This window comes from Massilia sp. Root351, from assembly GCF_001425045.1.
In the GTDB taxonomy this organism is placed as follows: Bacteria; Pseudomonadota; Gammaproteobacteria; order Burkholderiales; family Burkholderiaceae_D; genus Rugamonas.
In genome coordinates, this window is sequence record NZ_LMDJ01000001.1 from 1076055 (window position 1) to 1091745 (window position 15691).

Genomic DNA, 15691 nt, shown 5'->3' on the forward strand with positions numbered 1-15691 from the left:
ATCCCGGCGGCAATGAATGCATGCTGCTTGTCAACTCCCGGCTCAACTGAGTGTATGATGCGGGTTGCATGTTGTTCTTGCAATGCCAAACTCCCAATGATAACCAACGTTTCCTCCTCCCCAGCCGTGCCGCGCCGTCCCGCTTTTCTGGACGGCGGCGGGGAATGCGGCGAGCGCCTGCGCAACTTCGACTGGGCCGGTTCACGCATGGGGCCGCCCGAACTGTGGCCGGCATGCCTGCAGACGGTGCTGCGCACCGTGCTCGGCTCGCGCTTTCCGATGGCGATCCACTGGGGCAGCGAGCTGCTGACTTTTTACAATGATGCTTTCGCGCAAGTGCTGGGCAGCAAGCATCCGGGCCACCTCGGCCGTCCCGCCAAGGAGTGGTGGCGCGAGATGTGGGACCAGATGGCGCCCATCGTCGAGCACGTGCTGACGGGCGAAACCTACTACGTGGAAAACGCCAGCTACGCGCCCGAGCGCGGCCATAGCCAGCGCGAAACCTACTTCACGCATTGCCATAGCCCGATCTGGAACGAAGACAACCAGGTCGAAGGCGTGCTGCTGGTGCTTACCGAATCCACCCGCGAAGTGCTGGCCGAGCGCGCCTTTGTGGCGCTGAACCGGCGCCAGGCGTTCCAGCTCGACGTGGCGGACCGGCTGCGCGGCCTGGGCGCGGCCACCGAGGTCACGGCAGCTGCCACCGAGCTGCTGGGCAACTACTTGCACGTATCGCGCGTGTATTACACCGAAATCAACGAGGGCAGCCGCACCGCCTTCGTGCAGGGCGCGTGGAGCGCCGCTGACCTGCCGCCGCTGCCCGGCAGTGCGCGGCTGGACGATTTCAGTCCGGAGATCATCGGCATCCTGAACGAGGGCAAGCCCTTCGTGGTGAACGACGTGCGCACCGACCCCCGCACCCAGGCCTACGCGGACGCCTACCTGGCGCTGGGCATGGGCGCCATCGTGGCGGTACCGCTGCTGCAGGCCGGCCGCGTCACCTGCGCGCTGAACCTGTCGCACCATGTGCCGCGCGCGTGGACGCGCGAAGACATCGCCATCACGCAGGACGTGGTGCAGCGCACCTGGGAGGCCGTGGAGCGCGCGCGCGCCGTGGCGGCGCTGCGTTCCGAGCACGAACACAGCAAGCGCGCCCAGGCCGCGCTGCGCGACGCAGACAAGCGCAAGGACGAATTCCTGGCCATGCTGGCGCACGAGCTGCGCAACCCGCTGGCGCCGATCGGCACGGCGGCGGAGCTGCTGCGCCACTTCCAGTTCGACGAGGCCACCGTCAAGCGCACCAGCGAAGTCATTTCGCGCCAGGTCAAGCACATGACCGGGCTGATCGACGACCTGCTGGACGTGTCGCGGGTGACGCGCGGCATGGTCACCTTGCAGAAGGAAACGCTGGACCTGCGCGACGTGCTGGGCTACGCCGCAGAGCAGGCCCGTCCGTTGATGGAGGCGCGCCGCCACCGCTTTGCCGTGCAGCTGCCGCCCGAGCCCATCCACGTGCTGGGCGACAAGAAACGCCTGGTGCAGGTGATCGCCAACCTGCTCAACAACGCTGCCAAGTACACGCCGGAAGACGGCTTTGTCGAACTGCGCCTGAGCCTGCGCGGCGACAGCGCCACCGTGACGGTGCGCGACAACGGCGTCGGCATGCTGCCGGAACTGCTGGCGCGCGCCTTCGAACTGTTTGCGCAGGACGAGCGCACGCTGGACCGCTCGCAGGGCGGCATGGGCCTGGGGCTGGCGCTGGTGCAGCGCCTGGCCGAGGCGCACCAGGGCAGCGTGGCCGCGCACAGCGACGGCATTGGCAAGGGCAGCACCTTCATCCTGCGCCTGCCGGTGGCGCAGCAGCAGGCCCAGGCCGGCCAGGACGCGCCGGGCGCCGCGGCGGCGCCGGCGGTGCGCAGCCTGCGCCTGCTGGTGGTGGACGACAACGTGGACGCGGCCGAAACGCTGGGCATGCTGATGGCGGAGGCCGGCCACCAGGTGACGGTGGAGCACAGTTCGCGCGTGGCGCTGGACCGGGCGCGCGAACTGCGGCCGGACATCTGCCTGCTGGACATCGGCCTGCCCGACATCGACGGCAACGAGCTGGCGCGGCGGCTGCGGCTGCAGCCCGAGACGGCCGGGACCGTGCTGATAGCCGTAACCGGTTACGGCCAGGAGCGCGACCGCAACGAGTCTTATGCGGCCGGCTTCGACTACCACTTCGTCAAGCCGGTCGACATGCCGCGCCTGCAAGCGCTGATGGCCCGCATCGCCGGATAAAAAAATGCTGCACCGGCATGGCCGCCGGTGCAGCGAATAGTCCCCTCAACTGTACCGGCGCATGCCGGCAAGTTCAATTTAGCCTATTGCAGAGCTAACGCGGCCTTTATCGCACGCCGATCTCGATTGCCTCAAACAATGTCCATTTAAGCCATACAAGCCCTAGGCAGGGCCGCATACGTGTGCTTGCGGGGCTGATGGAAGGTGCGGTCGCCCGGCAGCGTGCCGGCCATGAGCGGAAGCAGTGCCAACTGCCGCCAGTACCCGCAAGCGCATCCTTGGCAGGCCGCGCGCGGGCCCGCTCTGTCCTGCCGCCGAACGCGCCGGCATTCCCCGCGAACGCCGGCATCGCGCGCGTTCGCCAAACGGATATCCGACGTTGAAGACCTTGGTTGCCGGCTTGCAGGCGGCAGGCCTGAAACCAAGCGTTTCCCGCGCTGCCGCATAAAGCACCGCGGAAAAGAAAAAAGCCCAGTCGATGACTGGGCTTTTTTCCGTAATTCTGTGGGGTGACTGATGGGGCTCGAACCCACGACAACAGGAATCACAATCCTGGACTCTACCAACTGAGCTACAGCCACCACTGATTTACTTCGCCTGAAGCACTGTTTGCGCGTCAGGTGCCGAATTATACTAGGGTATCCGGCATCTTGCAAAGGCTTGCGGCGCCTTTTTTCGAAAAACGCCGAATTGCCTAGATTTTAAGCGATTCCACGTCCACTGTCATTTTCAGCAGCGTGGCGAAGGCCGGCGCCAGCGCTTCCTTCGCGCCCGTGGTATAGCCATGCAACAGCGGAGGATGGCCGGCGCTGCCTGGGCGCTGCAAGCCGCCATTTTCCAGCAGGCGCGCCAGCTGGCGCGCCACGGCTTCGCCGGTGTCGATCAGTGTGACGTCCACGCCGCCCGCCTGCGCCACCGCGCGCGCAATCGCTTCCTGCACGAACGGGTAGTGCGTGCAGCCCAGCACCAGCGTGTCCGCCCCTTGCGCCACCAGCGGCGCGATATAGCGCTCCAGCATGGCGCGCGTGGCGGGCGTATCCAGCTCGCCCTGCTCGATCAGGTCCACCAGGCCCACGCAAGGCTGCAGCAGGAACTGGGCTTGCGTGGCGCCGGCGATCTGTTCGCGCAGCAGCAGGAACTTCTCGCCCGACAGCGTGCGCTGCGTGGCCAGCACGCCGACCTTGCCGTTGCGCGTGGCTGCGGCGCCGGGTTTCAGGCCCGGTTCCACGCCTACCACCGGCAGCTCTGGATAATGCGCGCGGATAGCCTTGATGGCAGCCACGGTGGCCGTATTGCAGGCCACCACCAGCGCCTTCACGCCGCGCCCCACCAGGAAGGCCGCCACCGCCAGCGAACGCTCCACCACCACCGCTTCCGTCTTGTCGCCATAGGGCGCAAAGCCGGAATCGGCGAAGTAGATCAAGTGCTCCTGCGGCAGCAGCGCGCGCACATGGCGCAGCACCGACAATCCGCCCACGCCGGAATCGAAGACGCCGATAGGCGCGTCGGCCGGCGTGGGGAAGGGCAGCGTTGGAATCACGTGCTCAGCGTCCGCTTACTTGGACACGACAGGCACATTCAGCGCCTCGATCTTGGCAGCCCATTCCTTGGGACCTGTGTTATGCACCGAAGTGCCGCCCGCGTCCACGGCCACGGTGACCGGCATGTCCTGCACTTCGAACTCGTAGATGGCTTCCATGCCCATGTCTTCAAAGCCCAGCACCTTGGCCGACTTGATGGCCTTCGACACCAGGTAGGCCGAGCCGCCCACCGCCATCAGGTAAGCCGACTTGTGCTTCTTGATCGACTCGATGGCGGCCGGGCCGCGTTCAGCCTTGCCGATCATGGCGATCAGGCCGGTCTGCTCCAGCATCATGTCGGTGAACTTGTCCATGCGGGTGGCGGTGGTTGGGCCGGCCGGGCCCACCACTTCGTCGCGCACCGGATCGACCGGGCCCACGTAGTAGATGACGCGGTTCTTGAAGTCCACCGGCAACTGCTCGCCCTTGGCCAGCATGTCCTGGATGCGCTTGTGCGCGGCGTCGCGGCCGGTCAGCATCTTGCCGTTCAGGAGCAAGGTCTGGCCTGGGGTCCACGAAGCCACTTCTTCCTTGGTCAGCGTGTCCAGGTTGACGCGCTTGGACTTCTCGGTGTCCGGGGTCCAGCTCACGTCCGGCCAGTCCGACAGCTTCGGTGGCTCGATGTAGGAAGGGCCCGAGCCATCCAGCACGAAATGCGCGTGGCGGGTGGCGGCGCAGTTGGGGATCATCGCCACCGGCTTGGAGGCCGCGTGGGTCGGGTACATATTGATCTTCACGTCCAGCACCGTGGTCAGGCCGCCCAGGCCCTGCGCGCCGATACCCAGCGCGTTGATGCGGTCGCACAGTTCGATGCGCAGTTCTTCGGTCTTGTTGCGAGGGCCGCGCTGCTTCAGCTCATACATGTCGATGTCTTCCATCAGCGACTCTTTCGCCATCAGCATCGCCTTCTCGGCCGAGCCGCCGATGCCGATGCCCAGCATGCCCGGCGGGCACCAGCCGGCGCCCATCAGCGGCACGGTCTTCAGCACCCAGTCGATCAGCGAATCGGACGGGTTGAGCATCACGAACTTGGTCTTGTTCTCGGAGCCGCCGCCCTTGGCAGCCACGCTCACGTCGACGGTATTGCCCTCGACCAGTTCCATGTGCACCACGGCCGGCGTGTTGTCCTTGGTGTTCTTGCGCTCGAAGTGCGGGTCGGCCACGATGGAGGCGCGCAGCTTGTTGTCGGCGAAGTTGTACGCGCGGCGCACGCCTTCATTGACCGCGTCGGTGACGGTGCCGGAGAAGCCCTCGAAGCGCACGCCCATGCCGATCTTCAGGAACACGTTGACGATGCCGGTGTCCTGGCAGATCGGACGCTTGCCTTCGGCGCACATGCGCGAGTTGGTCAGGATCTGCGCGATCGCATCTTTCGCTGCCGGGCTTTGCTCGGCTTCATACGCGCGCGCCAGGTGCTGGATATAGTCGGCCGGGTGGTAGTAGCTGATGTACTGCAGCGCCGCTGCGACGGATTCGATCAGGTCTTCTTGCTTTATGACGGTCATGATGTTCTCGCTGGAGGATGGAAAGCTAGGTGCAAATTAGTGAGGCTTGGCCAGTTGCTGGGTACGGGTCATCAGATTATCGGTGTAGGCGATAGCGATGGTCGACAGCAGGAATACGATATGGATAGCGGTCTGCGCGATCAGCACTTTCTCGGTGTACTTGTCGGCATTGATGAAGGTCTTCAGCAGGTGGATCGACGAAATGCCGACGATGGCCATGGCCAGCTTGGTCTTGAGCACCGAAGCGTTCACGTGCGACAGCCACTCCGGCTGATCGGGATGGCCTTCCAGGTGCATGCGCGAGACGAAGGTTTCATAGCCGCCCACGATCACCATGATCAGCAGGTTGGAGATCATCACCACGTCGATCAGTCCCAGCACCACCAGCATGATGGTGGTTTCATTCAGCTTGGTGGGCACAGCGCCGCCCACGGCCACGGCGTGGAAGATATGCTCCAGCGCCGCCTCGTTGCCAAGTGCCGCGCCGATCAGGTCTTTCAGTTCAACCCAGAAGTGGAATACGTAGACGCACTGTGCCAGGATCAGGCCCAGGTACAGCGGCAGCTGCAGCCAGCGCGACATGAAGATAAAGCCCGCCAGCGGCGGCAGTTTGTTCGGATTCGAGTTGCGCGGTTGTTCCATCATTAATGCGTGCTCCGGTAGGCTGCGATTGAATTGCCGACATTTTACACTTGCTCAACGCTGTCGGCACCGGCACAGGCCGATCTGCCGTAGAATTGCTGAAAAGACCAGATTGCCCATACGCCCAGTTTGGCTATGCATCGGCTATATATGTATCGGCTATGTAAGGCATCCGTAAGCGGCAACGCTTAAGGTGTTTGCAAACAATTACTAATGGAGACCTAGCATGAGCACACAGACCACGGAACAACAAGGCCCACAGGAATCGCGCGTGTTCGCGCCATCGGCGGAATTCGCAGCGCAGGCCAACGTGTCCGGCATGGACGCCTACCAAGCCCTGGTGACTGAGGCGTCGCAAGACTACGAAGGCTTTTGGGCCCGCTTGGCGCGTGAAAACATCGACTGGAAAGTGCCGTTCACCCGCACCCTGAACGAAGACGACGCCCCGTTCTACAAATGGTTCGAAGACGGCAAGCTGAACGTGTCCTACAACTGCCTGGACCGCAACCTTGAAAACGGCAACGCCGGCAAGACCGCCATCATCTTCGAGGCCGACGACGGCGCCGTCACCAACGTCACCTACAAAGAGCTGCACGAAAAAGTGTGCAAGTTCGCCAACGGCCTGAAATCGCGCGGCATCAAAAAGGGCGACCGCGTCATCATCTACATGAGCATGTCGGTTGAAGGCGTGGCCGCCATGCAGGCCTGCGCGCGCATCGGCGCCACCCACTCGGTGGTGTTCGGCGGCTTCTCCGCCAAGTCCCTGCAGGAGCGCATCATCGACGCCGGCGCGGTGGCCGTGATCACCGCCGACGAACAGCAGCGCGGCGGCAAGCGCCTGCCGCTCAAATCCATCGTCGATGAAGCGCTGGCCATGGGCGGCTGCGACACCATCAAGGACGTCATCGTCTACAAGCGCACTGGCGGCGATGTCACGCACGTGGCCGGCCGCGACATCTGGCTGCACGACCTGGTCGACGGCCAGTCTGGCGCATGCGAACCCGAATGGGTGGAAGCGGAGCACCCGCTGTTCATCCTCTACACCTCCGGCTCCACCGGCACGCCGAAAGGCGTGCAGCACTCCAGCGGCGGCTATCTGCTGTGGGCCGCGCTGACGATGAAGTGGACCTTCGACATCAAGCCGACCGACGTCTACTGGTGCACCGCCGACATCGGCTGGGTCACGGGCCACAGCTACATTGCCTACGGCCCGACGGCGGTAGGCGCCACGCAGATCATCTTCGAAGGCATCCCGACGTTCCCGAACGCCGGCCGTTTCTGGGAGACCGTGGCCAAGCACAAGGTCAACATCTTCTACACCGCGCCGACCGCGATCCGTTCGCTGATCAAGGCCGCCGACGTCGACCCCAAAGTGCACCCGAAGAACTACGACCTGAGTTCGCTGCGCCTGCTGGGCACGGTGGGCGAGCCGATCAACCCTGAAGCCTGGGTGTGGTACTACAAAAACGTCGGCAACGAAAAGTGCCCGATCGTCGACACCTTCTGGCAGACCGAAACCGGCGGCCACATGATCACCCCGCTGCCGGGCGCCACGCCGATGGTGCCGGGTTCCTGCACGCTGCCGCTGCCGGGCATCATGACCGCCATTGTGGATGAGGCCGGCCAGGACGTGCCGAACGGACAGGGCGGCATCCTGGTGGTCAAGCGTCCATGGCCATCGATGATCCGCACCATCTGGAACAACCCCGAGCGCTTCAAGAGCAGCTACTTCCCCGAAGAGCTGGGCGGCAAATACTACCTGGCAGGCGACGGCGCCATCCGCAACAAAGACACCGGCTACTTCACCATCACCGGCCGTATCGACGACGTGCTCAACGTATCGGGCCACCGCATGGGCACGATGGAAATCGAATCGGCGCTGGTGGCCAACCCGCTGGTGGCCGAAGCGGCGGTGGTCGGCAAGCCGGACGAAACCACCGGCGAATCGATCTGCGCCTTCGTGGTTCTGAAGCAAGCCCGTCCGACCGGCGAAGAAGCCAAGCGCCTGGCGCTCGAGCTGCGCAACTGGGTCGCCAAAGAGATCGGCCCGATCGCCAAGCCGAAAGAGATCCGCTTCGGCGACAACCTGCCCAAGACGCGCAGCGGCAAGATCATGCGCCGACTGTTGCGGGTACTGGCCAAAGGCGAGGCCATCACGCAAGACGTATCCACGCTGGAAAATCCGGCCATTCTGGAGCAGCTCAAAGAAGCCTCGTAAGAGGGCAGAGCGAGGCTGGGAGAGGCGGCGCAAAAAACATTGGTACTTTCGAGAATCTTTGCTACAATGTGCGCCTCTTGCAGCGATGCGAGAGAACTGGAGAGGTGGATGAGTGGTTGAAGTCGCACGCCTGGAAAGCGTGTATAGGTTCATAGCCTATCGGGGGTTCGAATCCCCCTCTCTCCGCCAGGATAAAAACAAAAAGGCCACCTTTGGGTGGCCTTTTTGTTTTTAGCGTGGCGGAGAGAAGTAAGCCGCCTGCGCGGCTTACGCGGGGGATTCGAAGGGCTTCCCCTGCAGGGGAAGCCCTCTCCGAATCGCCCAACTGCTTCCCGCAGCGCGGGAAGCGCCGCGCGCCGAGGGCGCGCGCTCATATCCCCATACCAATCCAGTGCCCACCCAAAGGCAGCAACCCAACACCCCGCCGCATCCGAAGTCCGCGCCCCGCTAAAGTCCAGCCCGTGTCGCGACACCGGCGCTGCTAACCGTTGCCCCGGAAATACGCATCACTACAGACTTTCAACAAATCCTCTCCTGGCCCCGTGGCGGGGCCGTCCGCTCAGGACCGCTTCGCCTGCCCAATAACGCTCGCCACCTTGGTGGTAATCATATCGACCGCCGGGCCATTAGCGCCGTGCGGAATAATGACATCGGCATGGCGCTTGGTTGGCTCGATAAACTGCTTATGCATCGGGCGTACCGTTTCCAGATACTGGGTGACGACGCTCTCCACCGAGCGGCCGCGTTCGGTAATATCCCTTTGCATACGGCGGATGAAGCGGATATCGGAGGCTGTATCCACATAAATCTTGAGCGACATCATGTCGCACAAGTCCGGGTCATACAGCGCAAACAGGCCCTCGATCACGATGACGGGAGCCGGCTTGACCGGAATGGTCCGGCTGGAGCGGTTATGCAGCGTGAAGTCGTACTCCGGCATCTCGATCGCCTCGCCATTGCGCAACGCCTGTACATGTTGTACCAGCAGTGGCCATTCGAAAGCCTGCGGATGATCGTAATTCTTCTGGCTGCGGACTTCAGGGCTGAGGTGGGTCTGGTCGCAATAGTAATCATCCTGCATGACGACCGAGACCATATCAGCGCCAAACTCAGCTAACACCTTCTGGGACACAGTGGACTTGCCACTGCCGCTACCGCCTGCGACCCCAATGATAAACGGTTGGAAAGAAATCTTGTTCATGCCGAATGATACCGGAACCTTGGCCAGCAACACCAGCGCCCCCAAGCCCCGCCGGGCCCGCGCTGAGCCGGCAAGCGACAATCTGCGCGTTTTGCTTCATGGCAAATAAATGAAGAAGCCGCCTGGTGGGCTACTTCTTCAATCCATCAATGTTTTTCGAACTGCATTTCGCGGCCCTGCCGCTCCAGTATCAAACTGCCGTCCTGCACATCCAGCGTGAAGTTGAAATCCGCCGGCTCAGCCGCAGGCAGCTGGAAGTCGATTGGCGGCGGCGCGGCTGCTGTGTTATTTTTGCGTTTCAGCCAATCCTGAACTTGACGCCATGCCGACCGCTCCTTTGTTCTTTTCCAACGCAAGCACATTTCGCGCATGGCTGGAGACAAACGCCGCCACCGCGCCCGAGCTGCTGGTCGGATTCCACAAGGTGGGCAGCGGGAAGCCGAGCATGTCCTGGTCCGAGTCGGTGGACGAGGCGCTGTGCTTCGGCTGGATAGACGGCGTGCGCAGGCGCATCGACGGCGACACCTATTCAATCCGCTTTACCCCGCGCCGCGCCACCTCGATCTGGAGCGCCGTCAACATCGAGAAAATGAACAAGCTGCGGGCGGAGGGGCGCATGACGCCGGCCGGCGAGCAGGCGTTTGCGCAGCGCTCGGAAGCCAAGTCCGTCATCTATTCGCACGAGCAGGCCGAAACAGCGCAGCTGACTGCCGTCGAGCTGAAGCTGTTCAAGGCCAACAAGGCCGCGCAGGCTTATTTCGACACCACCCCGCCCAGCTACAAGAAGCGCCTGCTACACTGGGTCACCAGCGCCAAGAAGGCCGAGACACGCGCGTCCCGCCTTGGCAAACTGGTCGACGCGTGCCAAGCCGGCGTGCGGCTGGACTGGTCCAGCAAACCCATTCAGTAAAGGACACGTTATGCCAGCATTCACGCCAGCGGAGTTCGTCAAGGAGGAAGATACCGCCGAGGGAGCAGGCGCTCCCAACCAGACGCTGTGGATTTCCGAGGCCGGTGGACTGACGCAGTTCGGGGCCTTCGTGGAAGTGCTGCAGCCCGGAACGCGTTCGTCCATCAAGCACTGGCACAGTGCGGAGGATGAAATGGTGTATGTGCTGGAAGGCCAGGTCACGCTGGTGGAAGGCGACACCGAGAAGCTCCTGAATCCCGGCGACGCGGCCACCTTCCGGGCCGGCGTTGCGGTGGGCCACTGCCTGTGGAACCGCAGCGCTTCGCCGACACGCTGCCTGGTGGCCGGAACCCGCGCCGCGGTAGACAACATCACCTACCCGGACCACGACCGCGTCTGCCACCGCGACCGCTCGCTGCCGGACGACATCTGGCTAGACACGGCAGGCGCACCCGCGTCCAGCCCTTACTAGTCCGAACGCTATTGCTTCCTCATCCAGCGCCTATCGTTGCGCCGGTATGCTGTGGAAGCCCCGACTTGGCCGACAAGGATGAATATGCTGAAACGAATTTCTTGCGCTCTCGCTCTGGCTGCAGCCTTTTCAGCGCAGGCGCAGGCGCAGGCGGTCAAACCCATCAAGGTGCTGATCGTCACTGGCGGCTGCTGCCACAACTATCCGGCGCAACGCGCCATTCTCGAAGCTGGCCTGAAGGCGCGCATCCCGGCCGAGGTCACGCACGCGTTCTACGATCCTAGGCAGGGTGAAAAGGCGACGCGGCCCGCGCTCCCGATTTACGGCAATCCCCGCTACGCCGACGGCTACGATGTCGTGGTCCACAACGAATGCGCCGCGGACGAAGACAGCGCCGCCGTTGTCGATACCGTGCTGGCGCCGCATCGCCTGGGCACACCCGGCGTGAACCTGCATTGCGCCATGCACTCCTTCCGCTCCGGGGAATGGAAGCAGGCCGTGAAGGCGGGCGATGCCAACGCCAAGTGGTTTGAATACACCGGCATCCAGTCCACCGGCCACGGCCCGCAGTCGCCCATCCACCTGGCCGCAAGCGCTGCCGGCCATCCCGTCGCGAAGGGCTTCCAGCCCTTCGTGACGGCTAACGAAGAGCTGTACAACAACCTGACCCAGTTCAACGTTAGGCCCGTCCTCACCGGTACCCAGCCGGAAGCGAAGGCCGAGGCTGAAAGGGCGCTGCAGTTCAACGTGGCCTGGACTCACCGCTACGGACCCAGGCAGGCCAGGGTCTTCAGCACCACGCTGGCGCACAACGAAGCGGGCATGGCGGACCCGCGCTACCTGGACCTGGTGGCGCGCGGCCTGCTGTGGGCCACTGGCCACCTGCGCGAAGACGGCCAGGCCGAAGCGGGCTACCTGCTGACGCAATAGCCGCTGTCAGTCGTAGCTCCAGCCGGCCGCCCGCTGCACGGCCTTTTCCCACATTTCCATCCGCGCGGCGCGCTCGCCGTGGCAAAGGGCAGGCTCGAAACTGCGGCTGGCGCGCCACAAACCTGCCAGATCGCTGACGCTGTCCCACATTCCCACACCGAGCCCCGCGAGCTGCGCCGCGCCCAGCGCCGTGGTTTCGGTGTTCACTGGCCGCACTACCGGCACGCCCAGCGCGTCGGCCATCAATTGCAGCAGCAGGTCGCTGGCCGCGCCGCCGCCGTCAACGCGCAGTTCGCACAATGCGACGCCCGCATCGGCCTCGATGGCGCGCAGCACTTCGGCAGTCTGGCAGGCGATGCCGTCAAGCGCGGCGCGCGCGATATGGGCCTTGGTGGTGCCCCTGTGCAGGCCCACGATAGCGCCCCTGGCGTAAGCGTCCCAGTGCGGCGCGCCCAGCCCCGCGAAGGCTGGCACCAGGCATACGCCGCCGGTGTCGCCCACGGTGGCGGCCAGCCGCTCCACCTCGGCGATATCGTCCACCATGCCCAAGCCGTCGCGCAGCCACTGCAAGGTGGCGCCGGCCATGAATACGCTGCCCTCCATCAAATGCGTCACGCCGCCCGCGCCGGTCCAGCCTATGGTCGAGAGCAGGCGATGGCGCGACGCGGCGGGACGCGTGCCGGTGTTCATCAGCATGAAGCTGCCGGTGCCGATGGTGTTCTTGGCCATGCCGGGCGTGTGGCAGGCCTGCCCAAAGGTGGCGGCCTGCTGGTCGCCTGCGATGCCGGCGATGGGGACGGCGCTGCCGAACACCCCGGGCAGCGTGTGCGCGGCCACGCCGCTGCTGGCCACGACATCCGGCAGCACGCCGGCCGGAATATCGAACAGCGCCAGCAACTGCGGGTCCCACTGCAAGGTGCCGATGTTGAACAGCATGGTGCGCGAAGCGTTGCCGGCGTCGGTGACGTGCGCGCCGCTGAGCTTGAACACCAGCCAGGAATCGATGGTGCCGAACGCCAGTTCGCCGCGCCGCGCGCGCTGGCGGGCGCCGGGGATATGGTCGAGCATCCATTTCAGCTTGGTGGCGGAGAAGTAGGCGTCGAGCACCAGGCCGGTCTTGTCGTGCACCATGTCCTGCAGGCCGGCTTCGCGCAGGCGCGTGCAATCGCCAGCAGTGCGCCGGTCCTGCCAGACGATGGCGTTCATCAGCGGCTCGCCGGTAGCGCGGTCCCACAGTATCGTGGTCTCGCGCTGGTTGGCAATGCCGATGGCGGCCAGCTGGGCGGCGCGGACGCCATGCGCGGCCAGCACCTCGCGGGCGGCCGATAATTGGGAATCCCAGATGGCGCGCGGATCGTGTTCCACCCAGCCGGGCTGGGGAAATAGCTGGGGGAAGGCGTTTTGCGCCATGCCCACCACGCCGCATGCGCCGTCGAATAGCACCGCGCGCGAGCTGGAGGTGCCCTGGTCCAGGGCGAGGATATAGCGCCGCATGGTCAGGCACTTCCCGCGCCGGCGATGTTGCCGCTGCCGCTGTCGTTACCGCTGTTTCGCCGTAGCCATTCGCCCACTGCGGCCGCTGCGAACGGTGGCACATCGAGGCCGAGCTTGGTACGGCGCCAAAGCACGTCGTCGGCTGTGCGCGCCCATTCGGCTTTCACCAGATACGCCAGTTCGCGTTCATACAGCTGCGGCGCAATTTCAGCGCCCATGCCGGCGGAATCGCCGCAACCGTCCAGCATGCGGTGCACGCGCGTGCCATAGGCGCGGGCATAGCGCTGCAGCAGCGCCGGCGGCAGCCACGGATAGCGTACCGCAAGGCCGGCCGCGAAGGCAGGGAAGTGCGCCACGGACTCATTGCTGGCGGCCGCGCCGAGCAAGTCGCCACCCGGCAAGCAGGCCGTGGCGGTCCAGGCCTTGCCGGGTATGGCGATCATTTCACCCAGCTGGTCCAGCGCCTGTTCCGCCAGCGTGCGGTAGGTGGTCACCTTGCCGCCGAATACGGACAGCAGCGGCGCGTTACGCTGGTCCGCAACGATTTCGTAGTCGCGCGTGAGCGCCTGGGCGCTGCCCGCGCCGTTGTCGATCAGTGGCCGCACGCCGGCGTAGCTCCAAACCACGTCGCCGGCCGTAATCCTGCTGCGGAAGTAGGTGTTGCTCAACTCGCACAGATAGTCCACTTCGCTCGTGCTGATCCCTACCCGCGCCGGGTCGCCGTCGTATTCCATGTCGGTCGTGCCGACCAGCGTATAGCCGGACTGGTAGGGGATGGCGAACACGATGCGCCCGTCCGGGTGCTGGAAGATGTAGGCATGGTCATGGTCGAACAGCTTGCGCACCACGATGTGGCTGCCCTTGACCAGCCGCAGCGGGCGCTGCCGCGCGCCGTCCGCCAGCGCGTGCAGCTTCATGGCCCAAGCCCCGCCCGCGTTGACCAGGCTGGCGGCGCGCACGGCGACGCGGCTGCCGTCCTCGCGGCGCAGCTCCGCGTGCCAGCGTCCGCCGTGCGCCGCCACGGACACGCAGCGCGTGCGGGTCAGCACGCGCGCGCCATGCTCCGCCGCCGCGACGGCGTTCAGCACCACCAGGCGCGCGTCGTCCACCGACGCGTCCGAATACACGAAGCCGCGCTCCATGCCGGCGGCGAGCGGCACGCCGGCCTGGTGCTGCCGCAACGCCACCTGGCGCGAAGCGGCGAGCAGCTCGCGACGTGCCAACCTGTCGTACAGGAACAGGCCGCAGCGCAGCATCCACGCCGGGCGCAGTCCTTTCACATGCGGCATCACGAAGCGCAGTTCGCGGATCAGGTGCGGCGCGCTGCGCATCAGCACTTCGCGTTCGCGCAGCGCCTTGCGCACCAGGCCGAACTCGTAATACTGCAGGTAGCGCAGACCGCCGTGTATCAGCTTGGAGGAGGCGGAGGAGGTGTGGGCGCCCAGGTCGTCCTGCTCGCACAGTACGACGGACAGGCCGCGTCCCGCCGCGTCGCGCGCAATGCCGGCGCCGTTGATGCCTCCACCCACCACCAGCACATCGCACTCCATTGCTCCGGTTGGCGATTCGGCTGGCGTTTCGTTTTTCCCCATCGTCATGCCGTCACGCGGCCCAGCCATGCCAGCAGGTTGGCGATCACCTCGGCGCGGTTGGTTTCGTTCAGTACCTCGTGCCGCGCGCCGCCGTACACATGGGTCGACACATCGCGCATGCCGGCCTGGCGCAGGCGCCACACCAGCACGTCGAACCATGCCAGCATGCCGTTCACCGGGTCGCGGTCGCCGGTGAACAGCAGCAGCGGCAGGTCTTTCGGCAGCTGTTCCAGTTGCGCCGCGTCGGCGGTGCGCGCGCCCGTGTCGAAAATCGAGAACAGCGACGCTTCGGTCAGCGGAAAGCCGCACAGCGGGTCCGACATATAGGCGGCCGGAACGTTGGGGTCGCGGCTGAGCCAGTCCACCGGCGTGGCGGCGTTGGGCACCGTGGCGTTGGCCGTTTCCACGGTCCACCCTGAAACGCGCGGATCGAGCAGTTCCAGCGCCGTGGTGCCGGACAATGCGCACGCGTGCAGCAGGTGCGCGTGGTCGAGCAGATAGATCTGCGCGGCCATCGAGCCCATGCTGTGCGCCAGCATCACCAATGGCACGCCGGGATGCGCGGCGCGGATGTGGCGCGACACTGCCGCCATGTCGTCCACCAGGCCCTGGAAGCCGCGCGCGCCGAAGTCGCCCAGTTCGCGCCGCCGCCGTGCCAGCGCGCCATGCCCGCGATGTTCGCTGGCGTAGACCGCGTAGCCGGCCTGCAGCAGCGCTTCGGCCACGTGCTGGTAGCGTGCCGAGTGTTCGGCCATGCCGTGCACGATCTGCACCACGGCCCGGGGTGCCGCGCGCGGCCAGCACAGTACTTCGATGGCCTGGCCGTCATTGGCTTCCAGGGCGATGCGTTCCGCAGGGTGTTTCATT

At 65.0% G+C, this 15691-nt stretch carries 13 protein-coding genes and 2 tRNA genes; 6 read left to right on the top strand and 9 right to left on the bottom strand.

The annotated features are described in order from the left end of the window. The first annotated feature begins 96 nt into the window (after nucleotides 1-96). Entirely contained in the window at nucleotides 97-2280 is a 2184-nt protein-coding gene (locus ASD15_RS04730; RefSeq protein WP_082551535.1) for an ATP-binding protein, read from the top strand. A 505-nt stretch (nucleotides 2281-2785) separates the two neighbouring features. Here the strand turns inward: ASD15_RS04730 and ASD15_RS04735 are convergent. The 4 genes from ASD15_RS04735 to ASD15_RS04750 all read right to left on the bottom strand — a co-directional run bounded on the left by ASD15_RS04735 (nucleotide 2786) and on the right by ASD15_RS04750 (nucleotide 6007). Then, nucleotides 2786-2861: transfer RNA gene (locus ASD15_RS04735), tRNA-His, on the bottom strand. 113 nt (nucleotides 2862-2974) lie between these two features. Further along, a complete protein-coding gene (murI, locus tag ASD15_RS04740) occupies nucleotides 2975-3817 on the bottom strand; it encodes a glutamate racemase (RefSeq protein WP_229418069.1) in 843 nt (280 codons plus the stop codon). A gap of 18 nt (nucleotides 3818-3835) precedes the next feature. After that, complete coding sequence (locus ASD15_RS04745) at nucleotides 3836-5365, bottom strand: fumarate hydratase (RefSeq protein WP_057153538.1); 1530 nt, start codon at nucleotides 5363-5365, stop codon at nucleotides 3836-3838. A 36-nt stretch (nucleotides 5366-5401) separates the two neighbouring features. Then, the gene (locus tag ASD15_RS04750; protein ID WP_057153733.1) at nucleotides 5402-6007 is read right to left on the bottom strand and encodes a TIGR00645 family protein; all 606 of its coding nucleotides are present in this window, start codon (nucleotides 6005-6007) and stop codon (nucleotides 5402-5404) included. 226 nt (nucleotides 6008-6233) lie between these two features. Here ASD15_RS04750 and acs point away from each other — a divergent pair, with 226 nt between their 5' ends. Then, nucleotides 6234-8225, top strand: coding sequence for an acetate--CoA ligase (gene acs / locus ASD15_RS04755; protein ID WP_057153539.1), 1992 nt, complete (start codon nucleotides 6234-6236; stop codon nucleotides 8223-8225). 98 nt (nucleotides 8226-8323) lie between these two features. Continuing rightward, a tRNA-Ser gene (locus tag ASD15_RS04760) sits at nucleotides 8324-8414 on the top strand. Between the two features lie 370 nt (nucleotides 8415-8784). On the opposite strand, the gene udk is transcribed toward ASD15_RS04760, so the two are convergent. After that, the gene (udk, locus tag ASD15_RS04765) at nucleotides 8785-9426 is read right to left on the bottom strand and encodes a uridine kinase (protein WP_057153734.1); all 642 of its coding nucleotides are present in this window, start codon (nucleotides 9424-9426) and stop codon (nucleotides 8785-8787) included. Nucleotides 9427-9572: 146 nt separating this feature from the next. Continuing rightward, nucleotides 9573-9809: a hypothetical protein gene (locus ASD15_RS32750; protein WP_162249869.1), complete on the bottom strand. Its 237-nt coding sequence runs from the start codon at nucleotides 9807-9809 to the stop codon at nucleotides 9573-9575. Between the two features lie 62 nt (nucleotides 9810-9871). Between ASD15_RS32750 and ASD15_RS04770 the strand changes: the two genes are divergently transcribed. The 3 genes from ASD15_RS04770 to ASD15_RS04780 all read left to right on the top strand — a co-directional run bounded on the left by ASD15_RS04770 (nucleotide 9872) and on the right by ASD15_RS04780 (nucleotide 11738). Continuing rightward, nucleotides 9872-10336: a YdeI family protein gene (locus ASD15_RS04770; RefSeq protein WP_229418056.1), complete on the top strand. Its 465-nt coding sequence runs from the start codon at nucleotides 9872-9874 to the stop codon at nucleotides 10334-10336. 10 nt (nucleotides 10337-10346) lie between these two features. Then, nucleotides 10347-10808: a cupin domain-containing protein gene (locus ASD15_RS04775; RefSeq protein ID WP_057153540.1), complete on the top strand. Its 462-nt coding sequence runs from the start codon at nucleotides 10347-10349 to the stop codon at nucleotides 10806-10808. 84 nt (nucleotides 10809-10892) lie between these two features. Continuing rightward, entirely contained in the window at nucleotides 10893-11738 is an 846-nt protein-coding gene (locus ASD15_RS04780) for a ThuA domain-containing protein (protein ID WP_162249875.1), read from the top strand. A gap of 6 nt (nucleotides 11739-11744) precedes the next feature. Here the strand turns inward: ASD15_RS04780 and glpK are convergent, their stop codons facing one another. Genes glpK through ASD15_RS04795 form a run of 3 tightly spaced genes read right to left on the bottom strand, consistent with a single transcriptional unit; the run spans nucleotide 11745 to nucleotide 15690 of the window. After that, nucleotides 11745-13232, bottom strand: coding sequence for a glycerol kinase GlpK (gene glpK, locus ASD15_RS04785; RefSeq protein WP_057153542.1), 1488 nt, complete (start codon nucleotides 13230-13232; stop codon nucleotides 11745-11747). 2 nt (nucleotides 13233-13234) lie between these two features. Beyond that, entirely contained in the window at nucleotides 13235-14830 is a 1596-nt protein-coding gene (gene glpD / locus ASD15_RS04790; protein WP_229418057.1) for a glycerol-3-phosphate dehydrogenase, read from the bottom strand. Then, nucleotides 14827-15690 (bottom strand): alpha/beta fold hydrolase, encoded by an 864-nt coding sequence (locus tag ASD15_RS04795; RefSeq protein WP_057153544.1) that lies wholly within the window; start codon nucleotides 15688-15690, stop codon nucleotides 14827-14829. Before ASD15_RS04795 ends, glpD begins: the two co-directional genes overlap by 4 nt. Between the last annotated feature and the right edge of the window lies 1 nt (nucleotide 15691).

What these genes read in the sequence shown, in the direction of transcription:
- ASD15_RS04730 (WP_082551535.1), top strand. Translation starts at nt 97, where the DNA reads ATGATAACCAACGTTTCCTCCTCCCCAGCCGTGCCGCGCCGTCCCGCT.
- ASD15_RS04745 (WP_057153538.1), bottom strand. Translation starts at nt 5,365, where the DNA reads ATGACCGTCATAAAGCAAGAAGACCTGATCGAATCCGTCGCAGCGGCG.
- ASD15_RS04795 (WP_057153544.1), bottom strand. Translation starts at nt 15,690, where the DNA reads ATGAAACACCCTGCGGAACGCATCGCCCTGGAAGCCAATGACGGCCAG.
- acs (WP_057153539.1), top strand. Translation starts at nt 6,234, where the DNA reads ATGAGCACACAGACCACGGAACAACAAGGCCCACAGGAATCGCGCGTG.
- glpK (WP_057153542.1), bottom strand. Translation starts at nt 13,232, where the DNA reads ATGCGGCGCTATATCCTCGCCCTGGACCAGGGCACCTCCAGCTCGCGC.
- ASD15_RS04780 (WP_162249875.1), top strand. Translation starts at nt 10,893, where the DNA reads ATGCTGAAACGAATTTCTTGCGCTCTCGCTCTGGCTGCAGCCTTTTCA.
- glpD (WP_229418057.1), bottom strand. Translation starts at nt 14,830, where the DNA reads ATGACGATGGGGAAAAACGAAACGCCAGCCGAATCGCCAACCGGAGCA.
- udk (WP_057153734.1), bottom strand. Translation starts at nt 9,426, where the DNA reads ATGAACAAGATTTCTTTCCAACCGTTTATCATTGGGGTCGCAGGCGGT.
- ASD15_RS04770 (WP_229418056.1), top strand. Translation starts at nt 9,872, where the DNA reads ATGTCCTGGTCCGAGTCGGTGGACGAGGCGCTGTGCTTCGGCTGGATA.
- ASD15_RS04750 (WP_057153733.1), bottom strand. Translation starts at nt 6,007, where the DNA reads ATGGAACAACCGCGCAACTCGAATCCGAACAAACTGCCGCCGCTGGCG.
- ASD15_RS04775 (WP_057153540.1), top strand. Translation starts at nt 10,347, where the DNA reads ATGCCAGCATTCACGCCAGCGGAGTTCGTCAAGGAGGAAGATACCGCC.